The 15,730-nt window shown below is 67.3% G+C and carries 15 protein-coding genes; 12 read left to right on the forward strand and 3 right to left on the reverse strand.

Annotation, left to right across the window (positions count from 1 at the left end; genetic code table 11):
• The first annotated feature begins 109 nt into the window (after positions 1–109).
• From PGN37_RS26450 to PGN37_RS26490, 9 genes are all read left to right on the forward strand, one after another.
• Complete coding sequence (locus tag PGN37_RS26450; RefSeq protein WP_335333921.1) at positions 110–805, forward strand: TetR/AcrR family transcriptional regulator; 696 nt, start codon at positions 110–112, stop codon at positions 803–805.
• A gap of 134 nt (positions 806–939) precedes the next feature.
• Complete coding sequence (locus PGN37_RS26455) at positions 940–1,467, forward strand: VOC family protein (protein WP_335333922.1); 528 nt, start codon at positions 940–942, stop codon at positions 1,465–1,467.
• Positions 1,464–2,663 carry an MFS transporter gene (locus PGN37_RS26460; RefSeq protein ID WP_335333923.1) on the forward strand — a complete coding sequence of 400 codons (1,200 nt, stop codon included), beginning with the start codon at positions 1,464–1,466 and terminating at the stop codon, positions 2,661–2,663. The genes PGN37_RS26455 and PGN37_RS26460 overlap by 4 nt, the downstream gene beginning before the upstream one ends.
• A gap of 53 nt (positions 2,664–2,716) precedes the next feature.
• On the forward strand, positions 2,717–3,532 hold the full coding sequence (locus PGN37_RS26465; protein WP_335333924.1) for a helix-turn-helix transcriptional regulator: 816 nt from the start codon (positions 2,717–2,719) through the stop codon (positions 3,530–3,532).
• Positions 3,533–3,559: 27 nt separating this feature from the next.
• A complete protein-coding gene (locus PGN37_RS26470; protein WP_335333925.1) occupies positions 3,560–3,865 on the forward strand; it encodes an EthD family reductase in 306 nt (101 codons plus the stop codon).
• A 142-nt stretch (positions 3,866–4,007) separates the two neighbouring features.
• Positions 4,008–4,922 (forward strand): aldo/keto reductase, encoded by a 915-nt coding sequence (locus PGN37_RS26475; protein ID WP_442933029.1) that lies wholly within the window; start codon positions 4,008–4,010, stop codon positions 4,920–4,922.
• A gap of 16 nt (positions 4,923–4,938) precedes the next feature.
• Positions 4,939–5,706 carry an SDR family oxidoreductase gene (locus tag PGN37_RS26480; RefSeq protein WP_335333927.1) on the forward strand — a complete coding sequence of 256 codons (768 nt, stop codon included), beginning with the start codon at positions 4,939–4,941 and terminating at the stop codon, positions 5,704–5,706.
• Positions 5,707–5,774: 68 nt separating this feature from the next.
• Positions 5,775–6,578 (forward strand): bestrophin-like domain, encoded by an 804-nt coding sequence (locus tag PGN37_RS26485; RefSeq protein WP_335333928.1) that lies wholly within the window; start codon positions 5,775–5,777, stop codon positions 6,576–6,578.
• Between the two features lie 19 nt (positions 6,579–6,597).
• Positions 6,598–7,548, forward strand: a complete 951-nt coding sequence (locus PGN37_RS26490) for a tripartite tricarboxylate transporter substrate binding protein (RefSeq protein WP_335333929.1) — start codon at positions 6,598–6,600, stop codon at positions 7,546–7,548.
• On the opposite strand, the gene PGN37_RS26495 is transcribed toward PGN37_RS26490, so the two are convergent.
• On the reverse strand, positions 7,545–8,378 hold the full coding sequence (locus PGN37_RS26495; RefSeq protein ID WP_335333930.1) for a hypothetical protein: 834 nt from the start codon (positions 8,376–8,378) through the stop codon (positions 7,545–7,547). The genes PGN37_RS26490 and PGN37_RS26495 overlap by 4 nt on opposite strands.
• Before the next feature lie 131 nt (positions 8,379–8,509).
• On the opposite strand from PGN37_RS26495, the gene PGN37_RS26500 reads away from it, so the two are divergent.
• Positions 8,510–10,285 (forward strand): ABC transporter ATP-binding protein, encoded by a 1,776-nt coding sequence (locus tag PGN37_RS26500; RefSeq protein WP_335333931.1) that lies wholly within the window; start codon positions 8,510–8,512, stop codon positions 10,283–10,285.
• A complete protein-coding gene (locus PGN37_RS26505) occupies positions 10,282–11,271 on the forward strand; it encodes a phospholipase D-like domain-containing protein (protein WP_335333932.1) in 990 nt (329 codons plus the stop codon). Before PGN37_RS26500 ends, PGN37_RS26505 begins: the two co-directional genes overlap by 4 nt.
• 7 nt (positions 11,272–11,278) lie before the next feature.
• On the opposite strand, the gene PGN37_RS26510 is transcribed toward PGN37_RS26505, so the two are convergent.
• Together PGN37_RS26510 and PGN37_RS26515 are read right to left on the reverse strand one after the other, a co-directional pair.
• The gene (locus PGN37_RS26510) at positions 11,279–13,288 is read right to left on the reverse strand and encodes an MFS transporter (RefSeq protein ID WP_335333933.1); all 2,010 of its coding nucleotides are present in this window, start codon (positions 13,286–13,288) and stop codon (positions 11,279–11,281) included.
• A gap of 122 nt (positions 13,289–13,410) precedes the next feature.
• Positions 13,411–14,892 (reverse strand): PQQ-dependent sugar dehydrogenase, encoded by a 1,482-nt coding sequence (locus tag PGN37_RS26515; protein WP_335333934.1) that lies wholly within the window; start codon positions 14,890–14,892, stop codon positions 13,411–13,413.
• Between the two features lie 389 nt (positions 14,893–15,281).
• Between PGN37_RS26515 and usfY the strand changes: the two genes are divergently transcribed.
• Positions 15,282–15,590, forward strand: a complete 309-nt coding sequence (gene usfY / locus PGN37_RS26520; protein WP_335333935.1) for a protein UsfY — start codon at positions 15,282–15,284, stop codon at positions 15,588–15,590.
• Positions 15,591–15,730 lie beyond the last annotated feature (140 nt).

The following is a 15,730-nucleotide window of genomic DNA, read 5'->3' on the forward strand; positions in this document are numbered from 1 at the left end:
CGAGACCACCTACGTCGGCATCAACCCGAACGTCGTGCCGCGAGCGACACGTGGTCTGTGACGTGACACCAGGCCTGACGGTGCCCGACCGGCGGTTACGCTGGTGACGGTGAGTACCCAGGATGCCGCGACGCTCGGGAAGCCCGCCGGCACAGGCCGCGCGAGCGCATATCGCCTCCGCGCCCTCGAGGACTTCATCCGACAATTCGATGCGACGGACCGCGACACCATGTCGGCGGCCAAGCGTCGGGTACTCGAGGCGTTCTTGGCGCTCTGCGTTCGCCATGGCATGGACTCCGTGAGCATGCGCACGCTCGCCAAGGAACTCGACATCAAGGCGCCCAGCATCTACACCCATTTCCCGGGTGGCCGTGATGAGATCATCGCCGAATCGTTGCGTTGGCAATTCCATGGCTTCAGCCAGGCCCTCGTCGATGCGGTCGCCGGCGCGCCCGACGCATCGGCGTTCTGGGACGCTATGGTCCGACTGCACTTCGTGCGTCAGGTCGAACTCCCGGAGAGCAATTTGTGGGACCTGATCGTGGCCACCGATCGCACCGCCCACGTCCTGCCGCCCGAGCTGAGCAGCAAGGTCAACGAGTGGGTCGACCGCTACGAGGCGCTGTACGTCGCGGCCGCGCGTGACATGGGAATCGACGGCACCGTTCGGCGGGTCAGGGTCGTCATGACCGTGCTGGAAGGCGCCACGAGATGGTTCGGCCCCGACACGAGTCCCGCGGCCGTCCGTACAGGCGCCGACGACGCCGTCCTCATCAGCCGGCAGATCCTGTCGCTCCAGATCTGATACCGGCTCCTAACCTATTGTCCTGCTGAGGATTTCATATCTCACGCAGTGACAAACTAACGATAGTTAGCTATTCTCGTCTCTGAGTCCCGCCATCTCACGCGGGCGCATCTGTATCGATCTTTGGAGGACTGATGATCACCGCCCGCCGTGCATTCGATCACGTAGGTCTCGCGGTCCCCGATCTCGACGAGGCCGTCGCATTCTTCGTCGATGCCTTCGGTTTCGATGTGGTCATCACCGCGGGTCCCTACGGGGACTTCGGGTACGTCTGGCCGGGTGACACCGAACCGGAACGGGGAACCCTGCGCCAGGCCAACCTCGTCCTCGGCGACTCCTTCAACCTCGAGCTCCTCGAGTACACCGACCGCACCGCCGAGATACCCAACAAGCCACCGCGTCCCGCCGACCCGGGCGGCTGGCACCTTTGTCTGCACGTCGACGACATCCATTCCGCCAGTGCAGAATTGGCGGCACGCACAGACACCGAAGCGCTCTCGGACATCATCCGTGAGGAGGGCGACCCCATGGACGGTTTGCAGTGGGCCTACTTCCGCACCACATGGGGCCTCGTCGTCGAGCTCATCCACTGGCAACCCGGAATGCCGTACGAAAAGCACACGCACTGCAGGATGGCGCAGCCTCGCTGGGCGACGTCGTGACCGACAGCACGGGCACCCTCGCGCGCAGCGTCGACCGTCGATCGCGGCGGGAACGGTTCGCGACGTCCGCCGTGTTCGTCGCGTTCGGCATGGTCCTCGGCACATGGGCGGCACACCTGCCGCTCGTCAAGGACACCTTGGGCGCCTCCGCGTCGTCGATGGGCACCCTGCTGGTCGTCCTCGGGGTCGGCGCCCTGGTCGGAATGCAACTGAGCGGACGTGCTGTCGATGCCCTCGGCAGCGGACGCGTCGCGGTGGCCGGCGGGGTGGCGATGTCGCTGGCGCTCGTTCCGCCGCTGGTGTCGTCGACCTGGTGGCCGGTCACGATCGGGGCGCTCACACTGGGTCTCGCCATCGGCGTCAGCGAGGTGGGAATGAACGCCTCGGCCGTCCGCGTCGAGCAGGACTACGGACGTCCCATCATGGCGTCCTTCCACGGGATGTTCTCCGTCGGCACTGTCGCCGGAGCAGCGCTGAGCGCCGCCGCGTTCGCACTCGGGGTCGGGGTGCGCACCACTGCCGTTCTGGTGGCTGTGCTCGCCCTGACGCTGTGTGGCGCAGCCGCATCGGTGCTCGCGCGACGACCGCCGTCATCGCAGTCCACCGTGCACGACGCCGAACCGCAGGCGCCGGATGCCGTCGCCACCACGCCCCGCCGGCGCATCGCCGTGTACGGAGTCATGGCTTTTCTTCTCCTCCTGACCGAGGGGGTGGCGATGGACTGGAGCAGCCTGCACGCCCAGCAGCATCTCGGGGGCAGTGCGGGAGCCGGTGCCGCGGCACTCGCGAGCTTCGTGGCGGCGATGACCGTCGGCAGATTCACCGTTGATCGTGTGGCGGCGCGCGTGGGGCCGGTCGCGGTGGTCAGGTGGGGTGGGCTGCTGTGCAGCGTGGGTCTCGTCGCGGTGATGGCGTCACCTCTGCTGCCGCTGACGTGCCTGGGCTGGCTGCTGCTCGGTCTCGGCCTCTCCGGCTGTGTTCCTCAGGTGTTCACGGCCACCGGCAACACACCCGGCGCATCCGCGAGAGCTCTGTCCCGCGTCGTCGGTGCCGGATACCTCGCGGTGCTCGCCGGGCCCGCCATCATCGGCTGGGTTGCCGACGCCGTCACCCTCAACAACGCGATGGTGATTCCGATCGTCGCCGTGCTGGTATGCGTCTGCGCCGCAGGCACCCTGCGAGTGCCGGGGCGCTGACCGGGTGCGCCACGACCAGGAACGCGACGCTCACGCCTCCTAGAATGCGGGTCATGGCCAGCAACGGTCTCGGCGAGTACCTGCGCTCCCGTCGTGGCCAGGTCGCGCCGGGGGACGTGGGCCTGCCCAGCGACGGGTTGCGACGGGTGAGCGGGCTGCGTCGCGAGGAGGTGGCGCTGCTGGCCGGTATGAGCGTCGACTACTACACCCGGCTCGAGCAGGGGAGGGAGCGCAATCCGTCCCCGCAGGTGATCGACGCGCTCTCTGCCGTTCTACAGCTGCCCGACGACGCCCGCGAGCACCTGTTCCGGTTGGCCGGGCTCAGCCCGCAGGAGCGCGGCACGGCGAGCGCCCGCGTCGACCCGGCGCTGCTCGAACTCCTGGAGATGTGGCCGTTCAATCCGGCGTTCGTGTACAACCGCGCCTACGACGTTCTCGCCAGCAATGACATCGCTGACGCGCTGTTCCCGCAGTGGGTGCGCTCACGCAACATGATGCACGTCGTCTTCACCGAACCCGACGCGCAGACGTTCTACTGCAACTGGCCGGTCGTCGCCGAGGATGCCGTGGCCGGTTTCCGGCACGGCTTCGGGTTGGCCCCCAACGACGTGCGGCTGCGCACGGTTCGTGACGAGCTGCTCGCCGCGAGCCCGGCGTTCGCCGAGCTGTGGACGCGTCACGAGGCTCGGCGAAAATCCCTGCAGACGAAGTCCTTCCGACACCCCGTCGTCGGCCCCATCACCTTGACCATGCAGACCTTCGACGTCCGCTCGAGCCCAGGACAGGAACTCGTCGTCTATCACGCCGAGCCGAATTCCCCCAGCGCGGAGGCGCTGTCGCTGCTGTGCTCGTGGGCGGCCACCACCTGACGTACAACCCCAACGAGAGGATCAGTCATGTCCATCCTGATGGTCACCTACGTCGGTGACGGCACCAGCTCGTTCGACCGCACCTACTACGACGACAACCACATTCCGTTCGTCGGCCGTACGTGGGCGCCGTTCGGGCTCGAGCGCACCGAGGTGTTCTACCCCGAGGACTCCATCGACGGGCAGCACGTGGTGGCGGCGGCGCTGTGCCATTTCGCCGACCGCGCGGGTCTGGATCGCGCCCTCACCGCGCCTGAATCCGGGCCCGTGTCCAAGGATGTCGCGAACTTCACCGATCTGACACCGATCATGACGGTCGTCTCCCCAGCGTGAGGTCCCTGGGTGCAGTGCACCCATTGTGCCCGGGCGGTTGCTGACTAGCGTCGATGGCGCAGTGGTCACCTCTGGGAAAGGATCGATCGTGAAGCGCACCACTCTCGGCGGGCTCGATGTGTCGGCTCAAGGTCTGGGCTGCATGGGTATGAGCGAGTACTACGGTGAAACCGACTGGGACGCAAGCATCGCCACCATCGGCCACGCTCTCGACGTCGGAGTCACCCTTCTCGACACCGCAGATCAGTACGGAGCGGGTCACAACGAGGTGCTCGTGGGTCGCGGAATCGCCGGCCGCAGGGATGATGTCCAGATCGCCACGAAGTTCGGCATCGATCGCAGCAGTGGCGACGAGAACCGGGTGCACCGCGGCGATCCGCCGTACGTGAAGCGGTCTTGTGACGCCTCGTTGCTGCGACTCGGTGTCGACCACATCGACCTCTACTACTTGCATCGTCCGCCGGACAATGCAGAGATCGAGGACACTGTCGGCGCGATGGCCGAGCTCGTCCAGGCAGGCAAGGTTCGTTATCTGGGCCTGAGTGAGGTCAGCGCCGACCTGCTGCGCCGGGCCCATGCGGTGCACCCCATCGCCGCGGTGCAGAGCGAATACTCCTTGTGGACACGCGATGTGGAGCAGGTCACGCCTGTGATGGCCGAGCTCGGCGTCGGTCTGGTGCCCTACGCACCCCTGGGGCGCGGCTTCCTGACCGGGTCGGTGACGACAGAGAACCTGTCTGCCAACGATTTCCGGGCGAAGAACCCGCGCTTCACCGGCGATGCCAGCCAACAGAACCAAGCGATAGCCGACACCGTCCGCTCGGTCGCCGATCGACTCGGCGTCCTGCCGGCGCAGGTCGCCCTGGCGTGGGTGTACGCCCAGGCTGAGCGGCTGGGTGTGCCGGTGGTTCCGATCCCCGGAACTCGCCACTCCGAACGTCTCGACCAGAACGTCGCGTCGCTGGACGTCGAGCTCGACGACGACGCGCTTGCCCAGCTACGGCCGTTGAGCGACCAGGTCCAAGGCGGCCGCTACGCCGATCGCGGCGTGCGCTGACAGCGGGAGAACACTCGTGAACACAACGGGCAACACTGTTTTCATCCCCGGGTCGACAAGCGGCATTGGTCTCGCGTTGGCGCTGGCCCTGCACGACAGGGGGAACACCGTCATCGTCGGCGGCCGGCGCTCCGAGCTCCTCGACGAGATCGCCGCCCAGCATCCCGGGATCGACACCGTGCAGATCGACACGACGGACCCGGCCAGCATCACGAGCGCGGCGGCGTCGGTACTGCAGAGACACCCTGATCTCAACGTGATCGTCGCGATGGCCGGGGTGATGCGCGTGGAGGATTGGCACCACCCCGACGGATTCCTCGATTCGGCGGAACACGTCTTCACCACGAACCTGCTGGGGCCGATCCGTCTGATCGCGGCGTTCATCGACCATCTGCAGAAGCAGTCGGCCGCGACAATCGTCACCGTGTCGTCGGGCCTGGCATTCACGCCACTGAAGATCACGCCGAGCTACAACGCCTCCAAGGCGGCCGTCCACATGCTCACCGAGTCGCTGCGCCTGCAGCTCGCCGACACGTCGGTGGCACTGAAGGAGCTGGTTCCGCCGTCGGTCGCCACCGATTTGCTTCGCGGCCAACGGGAGAGCTCGTTCGCGATGCCGCTCGACGAGTTCATCGCCGAGGTCATGCAGATCCTCGAGAGCGATCCGGACGGCAAGGAGATCCAGGTGGAGCGGGTGAAATTCCTCCGCTACTCCGAAGTGCGGGGCGACTACGACGACGTGGTGCGCGCCCTCAACGAAGCCGACCCCAACGTCGGTGCCTGAACCGGCCTCTCAGCCGGTGGTTTGCCCGAGCGGCCACGCAAACGCCGCGCACCCTCTAGTGTCTTGCCGTGCTCACGTGGCTGATCCCGCTCGTCGTGCTCGCCGTGGTCGCCACCGCAGTCACTGCGAAACTCCTGGTGCGTACCCGCGCGCCCGAAGGGGGCTGGTTCACCGATCTGACCCGCAGTGCCGGCTCGCTGTCCGTGATCGGCACGATGTTCGCGGTCATGCTCGCGTTCGTGATCTTGTTCGCGCTGCAGAGCTTTCAACGGGCCAGGGAGGGCGCAAGTATCGAGGCGATCGCCGTGACCGAGATGAACTCCGTCGCCTCGATCCTTCCGCAACCCGGCAGCGACAGGCTGCGCGGCGATCTGGTGTGTTACGGCCGCGCGGTCATCGGCGACGAGTGGCCGGCGATGCGGGACGGCCGCAGCAGCGAGGTGACTGAGGCATGGGTGGACCGCTTGCGCGTCGACTTCTCCGCCACGGCGCCTGGTGACGCACGCCAGGAAGCCGCGTACGGGCAGTGGTTCGACCAGGAGGCGCAGCGGCGCGACGGGCGGCGTGAGCGCCTCGCCGAAGCATCGCCCACGCTGCCTGCGCCGCTGTGGTTCGCCCTCGGTACCGGCGCGCTTCTCACGTTGACGTACATGGTCATTCAGGCGGATCCGCGTGAGAGCAAGCTCATCCAGGCGCTGCCGATCGCGTGCGTCTCGGCGCTGATCACCGCCGGTCTGCTCGTCGTGTTCTTCCTCGATCGTCCCTACGCCGGCAATCACGGCAGCATCACCCCGGTCGAGATGACCCGCACCGTGGCTCGTATCGACGCCGGCGTCCAAGCGCCGTGCGACGACCGCGGCAACCCGCAATAGGAAGGCCTGCCCCGACATCATGAAGACGTTCACGCGCGTGCTGCTCGCGCTCCTGCTCCTGTGCACGTTGACGCCGACAGCCGTCGCTGCCCCGTATCCGACCGGCCCCGTCACGATGACGGCGGGCGCGGGGCCGGGCAGCGGGTTCGATCTGACGATCCGCTCGGTGGTCGATGCCCTGCAGACTGAGCGCATCGTGAATGTTCCTCTGCCGGTGCAGAATCGGCCGGGAAACAGCGGCTCGGACTTCCTCGCCACAATGGTCGAGCAGTACCGCGGAGCCGATGATCAGCTGTCGGTCGCCTCGCTGGCGACGATGATGAATCAGGTACGCGGCGTCTCGCGGTACGGCTACGCCGATGTCACGATGATCGCCCGGCTGATGACCGAGTACTTCGTCGTCGTCACCACCCCCACCTCGCCCTACCAGAACCTCAACGACCTGATGGCCGCCGTCAAAGCCGATCCGGCCCGCGCCACCGTGGGCGCCGCCCCCGACGACGAGGCACCCTTCGACCTGCTGGTGAACGCCGCCGCGGGTGACCCGCGCGCCACCCGCTACATCGCCCACGAGGGCGGCGGCGAACAGACCGCGGCGCTGCTCAATGGTGAGGTCGAGGTGGCGATCGGCGGGGTCAGCGAGTTCGTCGATCAGATCCGCAGCGGGCAGCTGCGCGCCCTCGGAGTGCTGTCGGAGGATCGGCTGCCCGGTCTGGACGTGCCGACCGCGCGGGAGCAGGGCCTCGACGTGACGCTGGCGAACTGGCGGGGGCTGTACGGGCCGCCGGCGATGCCGCAGTACGCCGTGGACTACTGGCGGCAGGCGCTGGCGACGATGGTGCAGACCCCGACCTGGAAGGGCATCGCCGACCGCAGCGGCTTCGTGACGACGTTCATGGTCGGCGACGAGCTGAACGCGTTCCTCGCCGACACCCAGGCCGACGTCGAGGCGGCGTACCGGATCGCCTAACGCAGTCTCAGTCCCCGCCGGCGCACCCACAGCACCGCGGCCGCGGTGGCGAGCGCCCACACCGCCAGCGCGATCCCCAGATGCACGGCGCTCTTGGTGTCGCGGCCGAGGATGGGGCCTATGGCGGCAGGAATCCGGTTCCAGAACACTTCGTGCCCGATGCCGCCGATCGGGTCGGCGATGTAGTAGAGCGCGTACGGCAGAGCCAAAGCCGTCAACCAAAACCAGGTGCGGCGCACATCGGAGCGGTGCCGCCACCGCCGCATCAACGGTGCGGCAGCCACCGGCAGCAGGACGGACACCAGATTGCCGATGCCGAGCCAGGACACCACCGGCACCAGGACATTCGGCACGGTCCGCGCCAGGCGCGACGGCGTGTCGAACCACAGCGTGAACACGACCGCCGTGACCAGAGTGGGCAGACCGACCACCGCGAACAGGGCGAGGTTCTTCACCATCAGGATCCGCGACAGTGGTGTTCCGGCCGCCATCGCCGCCTGTACGCGGTAGTGGTCTGAGCCCAGCGAGTTGGTGGTCGTGATGTCGGCGAGGATGAACGATGCGAAATAGGTGTCGACGACGACGATCAGATCGTTGTGCATGTGGTGGCGCGTCAGTGGCTGCACGAACAGCCATATCGCGGCCAAGACCACGTTGATCGCAACGCCGGACAAGCATGCGTAGGGCGGGTGGAACAGCCAGCGGATCTCGGCGGCCACAGCGCTCGGCAACGGCAGAGAGAAGGCCTGAGCCGCCCTGCGGGCGCTGTAGGGCCGAGCCGCGCCGGCCCGCGTGAGGGCCCGCGCGCCGCGCAGGACCACCGCGTTCATCGACACCCTTCTCCGACAGAGTCTCTGCGACCCTACCCGCGCGCCCCTCGCGTTGGTCACCCCTGAGCAACCTCGGCGATGTACTGTGTGTCCGCTCGATCGATGACCCCTGACAGCGAGGCAGCCGCGCCGTGAGACTCATCCTGGACTTGCTTCGCCCCTACCGCTGGTCGGTGGTCGGCATCTTCGCCGTGCTCTGCGTGCAGATCGCGATGGGCCTGGCGGCGCCGTGGCCTCTGAAAGTCGTGCTCGACAGCGTGGTCGGTGATCATCCGTTGCCGCCGTGGCTCCACGGATTGCTGCAGCCCATCCTGGGCGGCGAGGGCAAGATGCACGTCGCCGGTCTGGCCGCGATCATGGTGATCGTCATCGCGGTGATCGCCGCCATCGCCACCTATGCGGCCAATTACCTCACCGAGACCGTCGGCCAGCGCGTCGGCAACGATCTGCGTACCCGCGCCTATCACCATCTGCAGCAGCTCTCGTTGAGCTACTTCGACACTCACCGGGTGGGGCCGATCTTGTCGACGCTGACCGACGACGTCGACACCATCCAGGATTTCGCGTCCGCTTCGACGCTGGGCATCGCGACCGACCTTCTCACGATCGTCGGGATGCTCGGCCTGATGCTGTACCTGCAGTGGGATTTCACGCTGGTCGCGCTCGCGGTCGCGCCGCTGCTGCTGTTGTTCGTCTCGCGTATCCGCAAGGCGGTCAAGGCCGCAACGCACGAGGTCCGCCGGCGTGAGTCCGACATCGTCGCCGTGGCCGAAGAGGGGTTGCAGTCGATCCGGGTCGTCAAGGCCTTCGACCGCGAAGCCCATCAGGAAGCGCAGCTGGCGATCGCCGGTCAGGAGGCCGTCGACGCCGCGCTCAACGCGCGCCGGGTGAAATCGGTGGTCTCGCCGATCGTCGCGGTCGTGGTCGCCGCGTGCACAGCCCTGGTGCTGTGGCGCGGTTCGGCGCTCATCCTGGCCGGCGCGATGACCGCGGGCACGCTGACGGTGTTCATCAGTTACCTGGCGTCGTTCTTCAAACCCGTTCAGGATCTGGCGAAGCTGACCAACACGATCGCGATGGCCGCAGTCGGGGTCGAGCGGGTGGGCGCGCTGCTCGATGCGGAGACCGGCATCGAGGAGAAGCCCGACGCCGTCACGGCCGCAAAGATCAAGGGCGGCATCAGCTTCGAGCGCGTGGCGTTCAGCTACGACGGTGAGAAGCCTGTCCTGCGGGACGTGACGTTCGAGGTGAGCCCCGGTCAGCTTGTCGGCATCGTCGGACACACCGGCAGTGGCAAATCGTCTCTGGTGAGCCTCATTCCGCGCTTCTACGACCCCAGTATGGGGTCGGTGAAGATCGACGACGTGGACCTGCGGGACTACCGCCTGCACGACATTCGTCAGCAGATCGGCTACGTGCTGCAGGACACGGTGCTGTTCCGGGGCACGATCCGCGACAACATCGCGTTCGGCCGGCCCGATGCCAGCCACGACGAAATCGTGGAGGCTGCGAAACTGGCCAACGCCCACGAGTTCATCGCCGACATGCCGCAGGGATACGACAGCGCGGTCGGCGAGCGCGGTATGACGCTCTCGGGTGGGCAACGTCAGCGCATCGGCATCGCCCGAGCCCTCATCCGTGACAGCCCGATCCTGATCCTCGACGAGCCCACGGCTGCATTGGACGCGCAGTCCGAACACCTGGTGATGAGCGCGCTGCAGCGGCTGATGAGTGACCGCACCGTGCTGACCATCGCCCACCGGTTGTCGACGATCCGCGATGCCGACAAGATCGTCGTGCTCGAGGATGGCCGTGTGGTCGAAGAGGGCAGCCACACCGAGTTGCTGGAGCGCAATGGCAGATACGCTGAGCTCCACCGCATCCAGTACGAGGACGAGAAACCGTGACCCGCTCCCTGATCATCCTGCCCGACGATTCGTCGCAGCCCGTTCTCGACGCCATCCACACCGCGAGCAAGTCCGTACGCGTCAAGATGTTCGCCTTCAGCCACCAGCCGCTGCTCGACGCGATCGTCGCGGCCCACCAGCGCGGAGTGCTGGTCAAGGTGATGCTGAATCCGGAGCGGCGCGACGGTGAGACCGACAACGACGGCGCTCGGGACCTGTTGACGCACTACGGTATCGATGTCACGGAGAGCAATCCGTCGTTCGGGTTGACCCACGAGAAGTCGATGGTGATCGACGACGAGTTCGCGTTCGTCGAATCGTTGAACTGGACCGACGAGAACTTCACGGAGACGCGTGACTATGCGGTGGTCACGCCGAGCTCGCACGAGGTGCTCGAGATCATCGAGTGCTTCGAAGCCGATTGGGCGCGAGAGGAATTCATTCCCGGCGGTGATGCGGGACTGATCTGGTGCCCGACCAACGGCCGGGCCCGCATCGCCGACTTCATCGACCGGGCCGAGAAGACCCTGTTCGTCCAGAACGAGCGCTACCAGGATCCGGTGATCATCGAGCGGCTGGTGCGGGCAGCACGCCGCGGGGTGAAGGTGCACGTGATGGCCCGCGCGGCGCATCATCTGAAAGCCGACAAGCTGCTCGAGGGGGTCAGCGGGTTACGCATCCTCGACGATGTCGGCATCAAGATCCACCGGCTCAAACACCTCAAGCTGCACGCCAAGATGATGGTCGCCGATCACGAGCGGGCGATCGTCGGTTCGATCAACCTGTCGCCGGGCAGTTTCGACCATCGTCGGGAACTCGCCATCGAGGTCGACGACCAGCACCTGATCACCCGGCTCAATCATGTGGCGCACCATGACTGGAAGCATTCCGCGCCCTTGGATCTCAGCGACGAGGCACTCCTGGCCGACCTGGCCAACAGTGACAAACGACAGGTCGACCAGCTGGGTCTGCACCGGCCGGAGTAGCGACGGGTCAGTACGCCCCGCTGTGGACCATGTGCTCGCGTGTCGCCGGGGACGTGCTCCCCGGCGCTGATGCCGGGACGACGAACACCGGCACCGTGGCGTGAGCGATCACGGCCGCGGTGACGCTGCCCTGGAGGTGGCCGACCAGTCCGCTGCGACGATGCGGTCCCAGGACGATCATCGCGGCGTCGTGTTCGGTGGCGGCGGCGACGATGCCCTTCCACGTCGGTGACGCCTCGACCGCCACACTGCAGGCCTGCAATCCCGCCGTTTCGGCGAGCGAAGCGCCGTGTGCGGCAGTCTTTTCCGCGGCCGACCGCACGTCGCCGGTCCTGTCGGCGTCGACGCGATCGTCGTCGACCGGACGGAAGCCCACGTCGACCGGCTGCCACACGCAGACCACGACGGCGTTGCGGTGCGGAGCCAGGTGTTCGGCGGCCCGCGAGATCGCTGCCGCAGCCAAATCCGTGCCGTCATAGGCGAACAGAATCGGTCGGTCACCGGCCTCGGTCAGGACGGGCGCTGGAGCAGGAAGATCGCTGAGCGCACGCGGGCTCGGGGTCGTCGGAAGACCGCGCAGCCGTGCCAGCAGCGGCGGTGAATGCCATGCGGGCGAGTCGCCGTCGAGGAACTCGTCGAGATCCGGTGTCTGTGGCCGGGCGCCGCTGAGGGCGTAGACCGCCACCCCGAACACTGCACCGCCGACCGCGAGACCGAATCCGACCCACAGTGCGACGCCGGTTCCTGCGACGAGATCGTCCGACACCCGGGTGGCCAGGTGGGCGAAGATCGGCGCCACCATGAACGCCGCGACGGCGCGCAACAATTCGATGATCGCGAACACGCGCTGCAGACTGTTCGACTGCAGCGAAAAACCGGCGACGAACAGCGCGGGCGCGACAGTGGCGCCGAGGGCGAGCCCGGTGAGCGCCGAACCGAGAAGGGCCAGCGAGTGATTCGCCGGCAGCGAGAGCCGGAACACCAGGATTCCTGCGGCGAGCAACCCCATGCCGACCAGCGGCAGGTAGTGCATCGCGCGGCGGGAGATCACGAAACCGAACACGACGGCCATCACGATCGCGCCGCCGAGTTCCGGCAGGTAGAGCAGTCCGACCTGGACGGGACTGAACGATTGCAGGAACACCGCGGCGGTCAGCGCGGTCGCGGCCACCGACGCGGCCGCAGCAAACAGTGCCACGCCGACGCCGGCCACCGGGATCGCGCTGGTGAGCATCGTGCGGATGGTCAGCAGCGGCCGCGCGGCGCGGTACTGGTAGACGATGAGCGCGACGATCAGCAGCAGGCCGCCGAGCATCGGAACGGTCACCGCGAGATCAGAGATCTCGTGGCTGGTCAGTTGTGCGGCCCCGACGAACGCCGCCGTGCACCCCACGGTGGCCAGCGCGATGGCAGGCAGGTCGCGGGGTGCGTCCCGGTCGGCGGGCGGCGCATCGTCGAAGGTCAGCACGGCAAGCACGAGGGCGGCCAGCGCGACCGCGGCGACGATCCAGAACAGGGGCCGCCACGCCTGGGCCTCCGCTTGCGCGCCACCGATGAACGGACCGAGCGCGACGGCGCCGAACACGCACATGTTCATGATCACCGCGGTGTTGCGCAGCTTGTCGCGGGGGAAGCCGATGGTCAGCGGGGGCGCGGCGGCGATCAACAGCATGCTGGTGGCCAGGCCCTGCATCACGTGTCCGATCACGAACGTCGGCGCGTTCGGCGCCGCGGCGACGGTCACCGAACCGACGACCAGCAGCACCGCGTACCCGACCAGCATCCGGCGCTGCGGCAGGTGCTGGGCGAACTGCACGGCCAGCACGGTGCCGACCGCATACGCGGCATTGCCCAGACCCGAGCTGATCGCCATCGTCTGCGCACTCATGTGCAGCTGTTCGCTGATGATCGGCACCAGCGGGTCGAGTGCGGCCGACAACGCCAGGTAGGGGATGAGCGCGAGGGTGACCATGGCGGCCACCGCGGGGTATCGCCCGGCCAGGGGACCTTGGCGCATCAGTAGCACCCACCGAGAACGCGGTCACCGTGCGAGAAGACAGCCACGTTCGGCGGCAACCGGGTCCACGGGCCCGGCATTCCCCGATCAGTGCTGTTCCCAGGGACCTCCCAGGAAGGCGGTCAGATCACCGGGGGCGTACCGATGCGGATGATCTGCCCGGTGTCGTAGCGCAACTGGTAGAGCGCACCGTCGACGCCCTGCGCGAGGACGACGGTCCCGCCCGCCTGTGCGTCGAAGTCCCGGACGTTCCCACAGGAGGAGAAGTCGGCGGTGCAGTCCAGCGCTTTGATCCAGCCCTTCACCAGGTCGGCGACCAGCAGTGTGTTCTGGAACTCGGCGCCGAGTTGCCCGCCGTCGTAGAACAGCACCGAGGTGATGGCCGCGCCGCCGGTCCCGTGCCCGTAGGTGTAGATCGGGTTCTGCACGCCCGCGCAGTCGCTGGTGCAGATGCCCTCCGAACCCGGCCATCCGTAGTTGCCGCCGGCGAAGACGTTGTCGACTTCTTCGAAGGAGTTCTCGCCGACGTCGGCGACCAGCAGCTGACCGCCGGGGGTGAAGGTCAGCCGGAACGGGTTGCGGAAGCCGTAGGCGTAGATCTGCGGCAGCGCGCCGTCGCCGAGGTCCGGGTTGTCCGCGGGCACCGTGCCGTCGGGATTGATCCGGATGATCTTGCCGTGGATGGTGCCGAGGTCTTGGGCGTTGTCGGAGTTCTTGTTGTCGCCGACGCCCCAGTAGAGCTTCCCGTCGGGACCGAATCCGAGCGCGCCGCCGTGGTGGAAGAAGGCCGAGGGGTCCGTCGACTGCAGCAGCACCTTCTGGGAGCCGAACACCACGCGGTCACCGCGCACCGTCAGCCGCGCCAGCCGGTCGCGCGCGAAGATCGTCGTGTAGGCGACGTAGATGTAACCGTTGTCCTCGAAATCGGGGTCGACGGTCAGACCGCCGAGGCCTCGTTCGCCCTGTGTCAGCGTCGGCACCCGATAGAGGGGCCTCCGCTGGACGTCCCCGTCCTCGTCGACGATGCGGATCCGCCCGTTCTTCTCCGCAACGAGGATGCGGCCGTCGGGCAGGAACTGGAAGTCCGTCGGTTGGGTGAAGCCGGAGGCGACGACGGTGCGCTCGGGGGCGACGTCTGCGGCCTGCGCGGTCTGCCGGGTACCTGCCGCCGTGAGTCCGGCACCGACGAGGTCCAGCAATCGCGACGGCCGGGGGCTGGGTGCGGGGGGCTCGGACGGTTCTGGCGAGTCGATCGTCACGGTCCGCGCGCGGCGCTCGGCGACGCGGTCGGCGCGGTCGGCGGCGCGCTGCTCACGGGCGGCCGCTCGCTCGGCCCGGGCTTCGGCCCGGCGGGTGGCGCGGTCGGTGCGCGCCTCGCTGCTGCCTGCGCCACCGCGGCGCACTTTCGGGCCTGCGGCCGGCGATGAATCACTTTGTGCTGCACTGCTACTCGCGCTCGGACCAGTCGACGACGACGTGTCGCTGTCCGCGGACGCCACTGCCTGGCCCGTCAGAACTGCCGCGCCGATACCGAAGGCGATGGCGAGGCCCCCGACTCGGCCGATGTGGAGAGCGGATCTGGCCGCTGACGACGATTCCCCCATGACGCCTCCTTGCGAGCGGGGTCCCAGCACCGCTCTGTCAGCAGCAGCCGAGCAACGTCCCCGATGGGGCGACTGTAGGACGCGCACGGGAAGCGCATTGCGTTTTCGGCGCGAATTATGTGACGCCGCTGTAAGCGCGTGATGCGCAGGCGAGCAACGTTTTTCGTGCGTCGTGTCGTCTCAAGATCAAAACGTGCAGAACCGCTCGGATATGGCGAAGGCCCTCCGCCGGTCGGGTGCGGCCTTGCAAGGGCCGATGAGTACTGCCGGTGCGCTCAGCAAACATGACAGGTCGTGGTGGCGCCGCGCGTGACCGATTGATGACCACCAATGTGATCCAGCTCACAACGGCGTATTCTCGAAGCATCCCGGCGAGGAAGGGAGTTGCCATGAAAGGCGCTCATCGCGATCCGGTGGATCACGTTCGCACGACGCTGCCGCACAGCGGGGAATCCTTCATCGACACGTTGTGGTTGCCCGGGCTGATGCTCATCGGCATCGGCACGGTACTGATCGCGGGCACGGTCGCCGCGACGGCGTACGGCAACCGTGATCTGTCGTTGATCCTGGGGCTGATCGCCGGCGCGCTCGTGACCGCGGGTGCCCTGCTGATCGCCCTGGAGCATCAGCGGGTCAAGCGGGTCGAGCGGCAGTGGGAGAGGGAACACCCCGACCGCCGCGATCTTCGCGCGAGCTAGCTGTAACACCTGTCAGCAACGCATCAGCCGGGTTCGGCGTGTCTCGAAATCGGTTAATTGACGCGTAGATCACGATCAACTTCTGACCGATCCGCGCGAAGTGGGTGTGACAGCAAATATTCCGCCATACACTGCTGCTG

This window comes from Mycobacterium kyogaense (assembly GCF_036946525.1).
In the GTDB taxonomy this organism is placed as follows: Bacteria; Actinomycetota; Actinomycetes; order Mycobacteriales; family Mycobacteriaceae; genus Mycobacterium; species Mycobacterium kyogaense_A.

Coding starts and splice junctions, on each gene's coding strand:
- PGN37_RS26455 (WP_335333922.1), top strand. CDS start 940: ATGATCACCGCCCGCCGTGCATTCGATCACGTAGGTCTCGCGGTCCCC.
- PGN37_RS26465 (WP_335333924.1), top strand. CDS start 2,717: ATGGCCAGCAACGGTCTCGGCGAGTACCTGCGCTCCCGTCGTGGCCAG.
- PGN37_RS26470 (WP_335333925.1), top strand. CDS start 3,560: ATGTCCATCCTGATGGTCACCTACGTCGGTGACGGCACCAGCTCGTTC.
- PGN37_RS26475 (WP_442933029.1), top strand. CDS start 4,008: ATGGGTATGAGCGAGTACTACGGTGAAACCGACTGGGACGCAAGCATC.
- PGN37_RS26490 (WP_335333929.1), top strand. CDS start 6,598: ATGAAGACGTTCACGCGCGTGCTGCTCGCGCTCCTGCTCCTGTGCACG.
- PGN37_RS26495 (WP_335333930.1), bottom strand. CDS start 8,378: ATGAACGCGGTGGTCCTGCGCGGCGCGCGGGCCCTCACGCGGGCCGGC.
- PGN37_RS26510 (WP_335333933.1), bottom strand. CDS start 13,288: ATGCGCCAAGGTCCCCTGGCCGGGCGATACCCCGCGGTGGCCGCCATG.
- PGN37_RS26515 (WP_335333934.1), bottom strand. CDS start 14,892: ATGGGGGAATCGTCGTCAGCGGCCAGATCCGCTCTCCACATCGGCCGA.
- usfY (WP_335333935.1), top strand. CDS start 15,282: ATGAAAGGCGCTCATCGCGATCCGGTGGATCACGTTCGCACGACGCTG.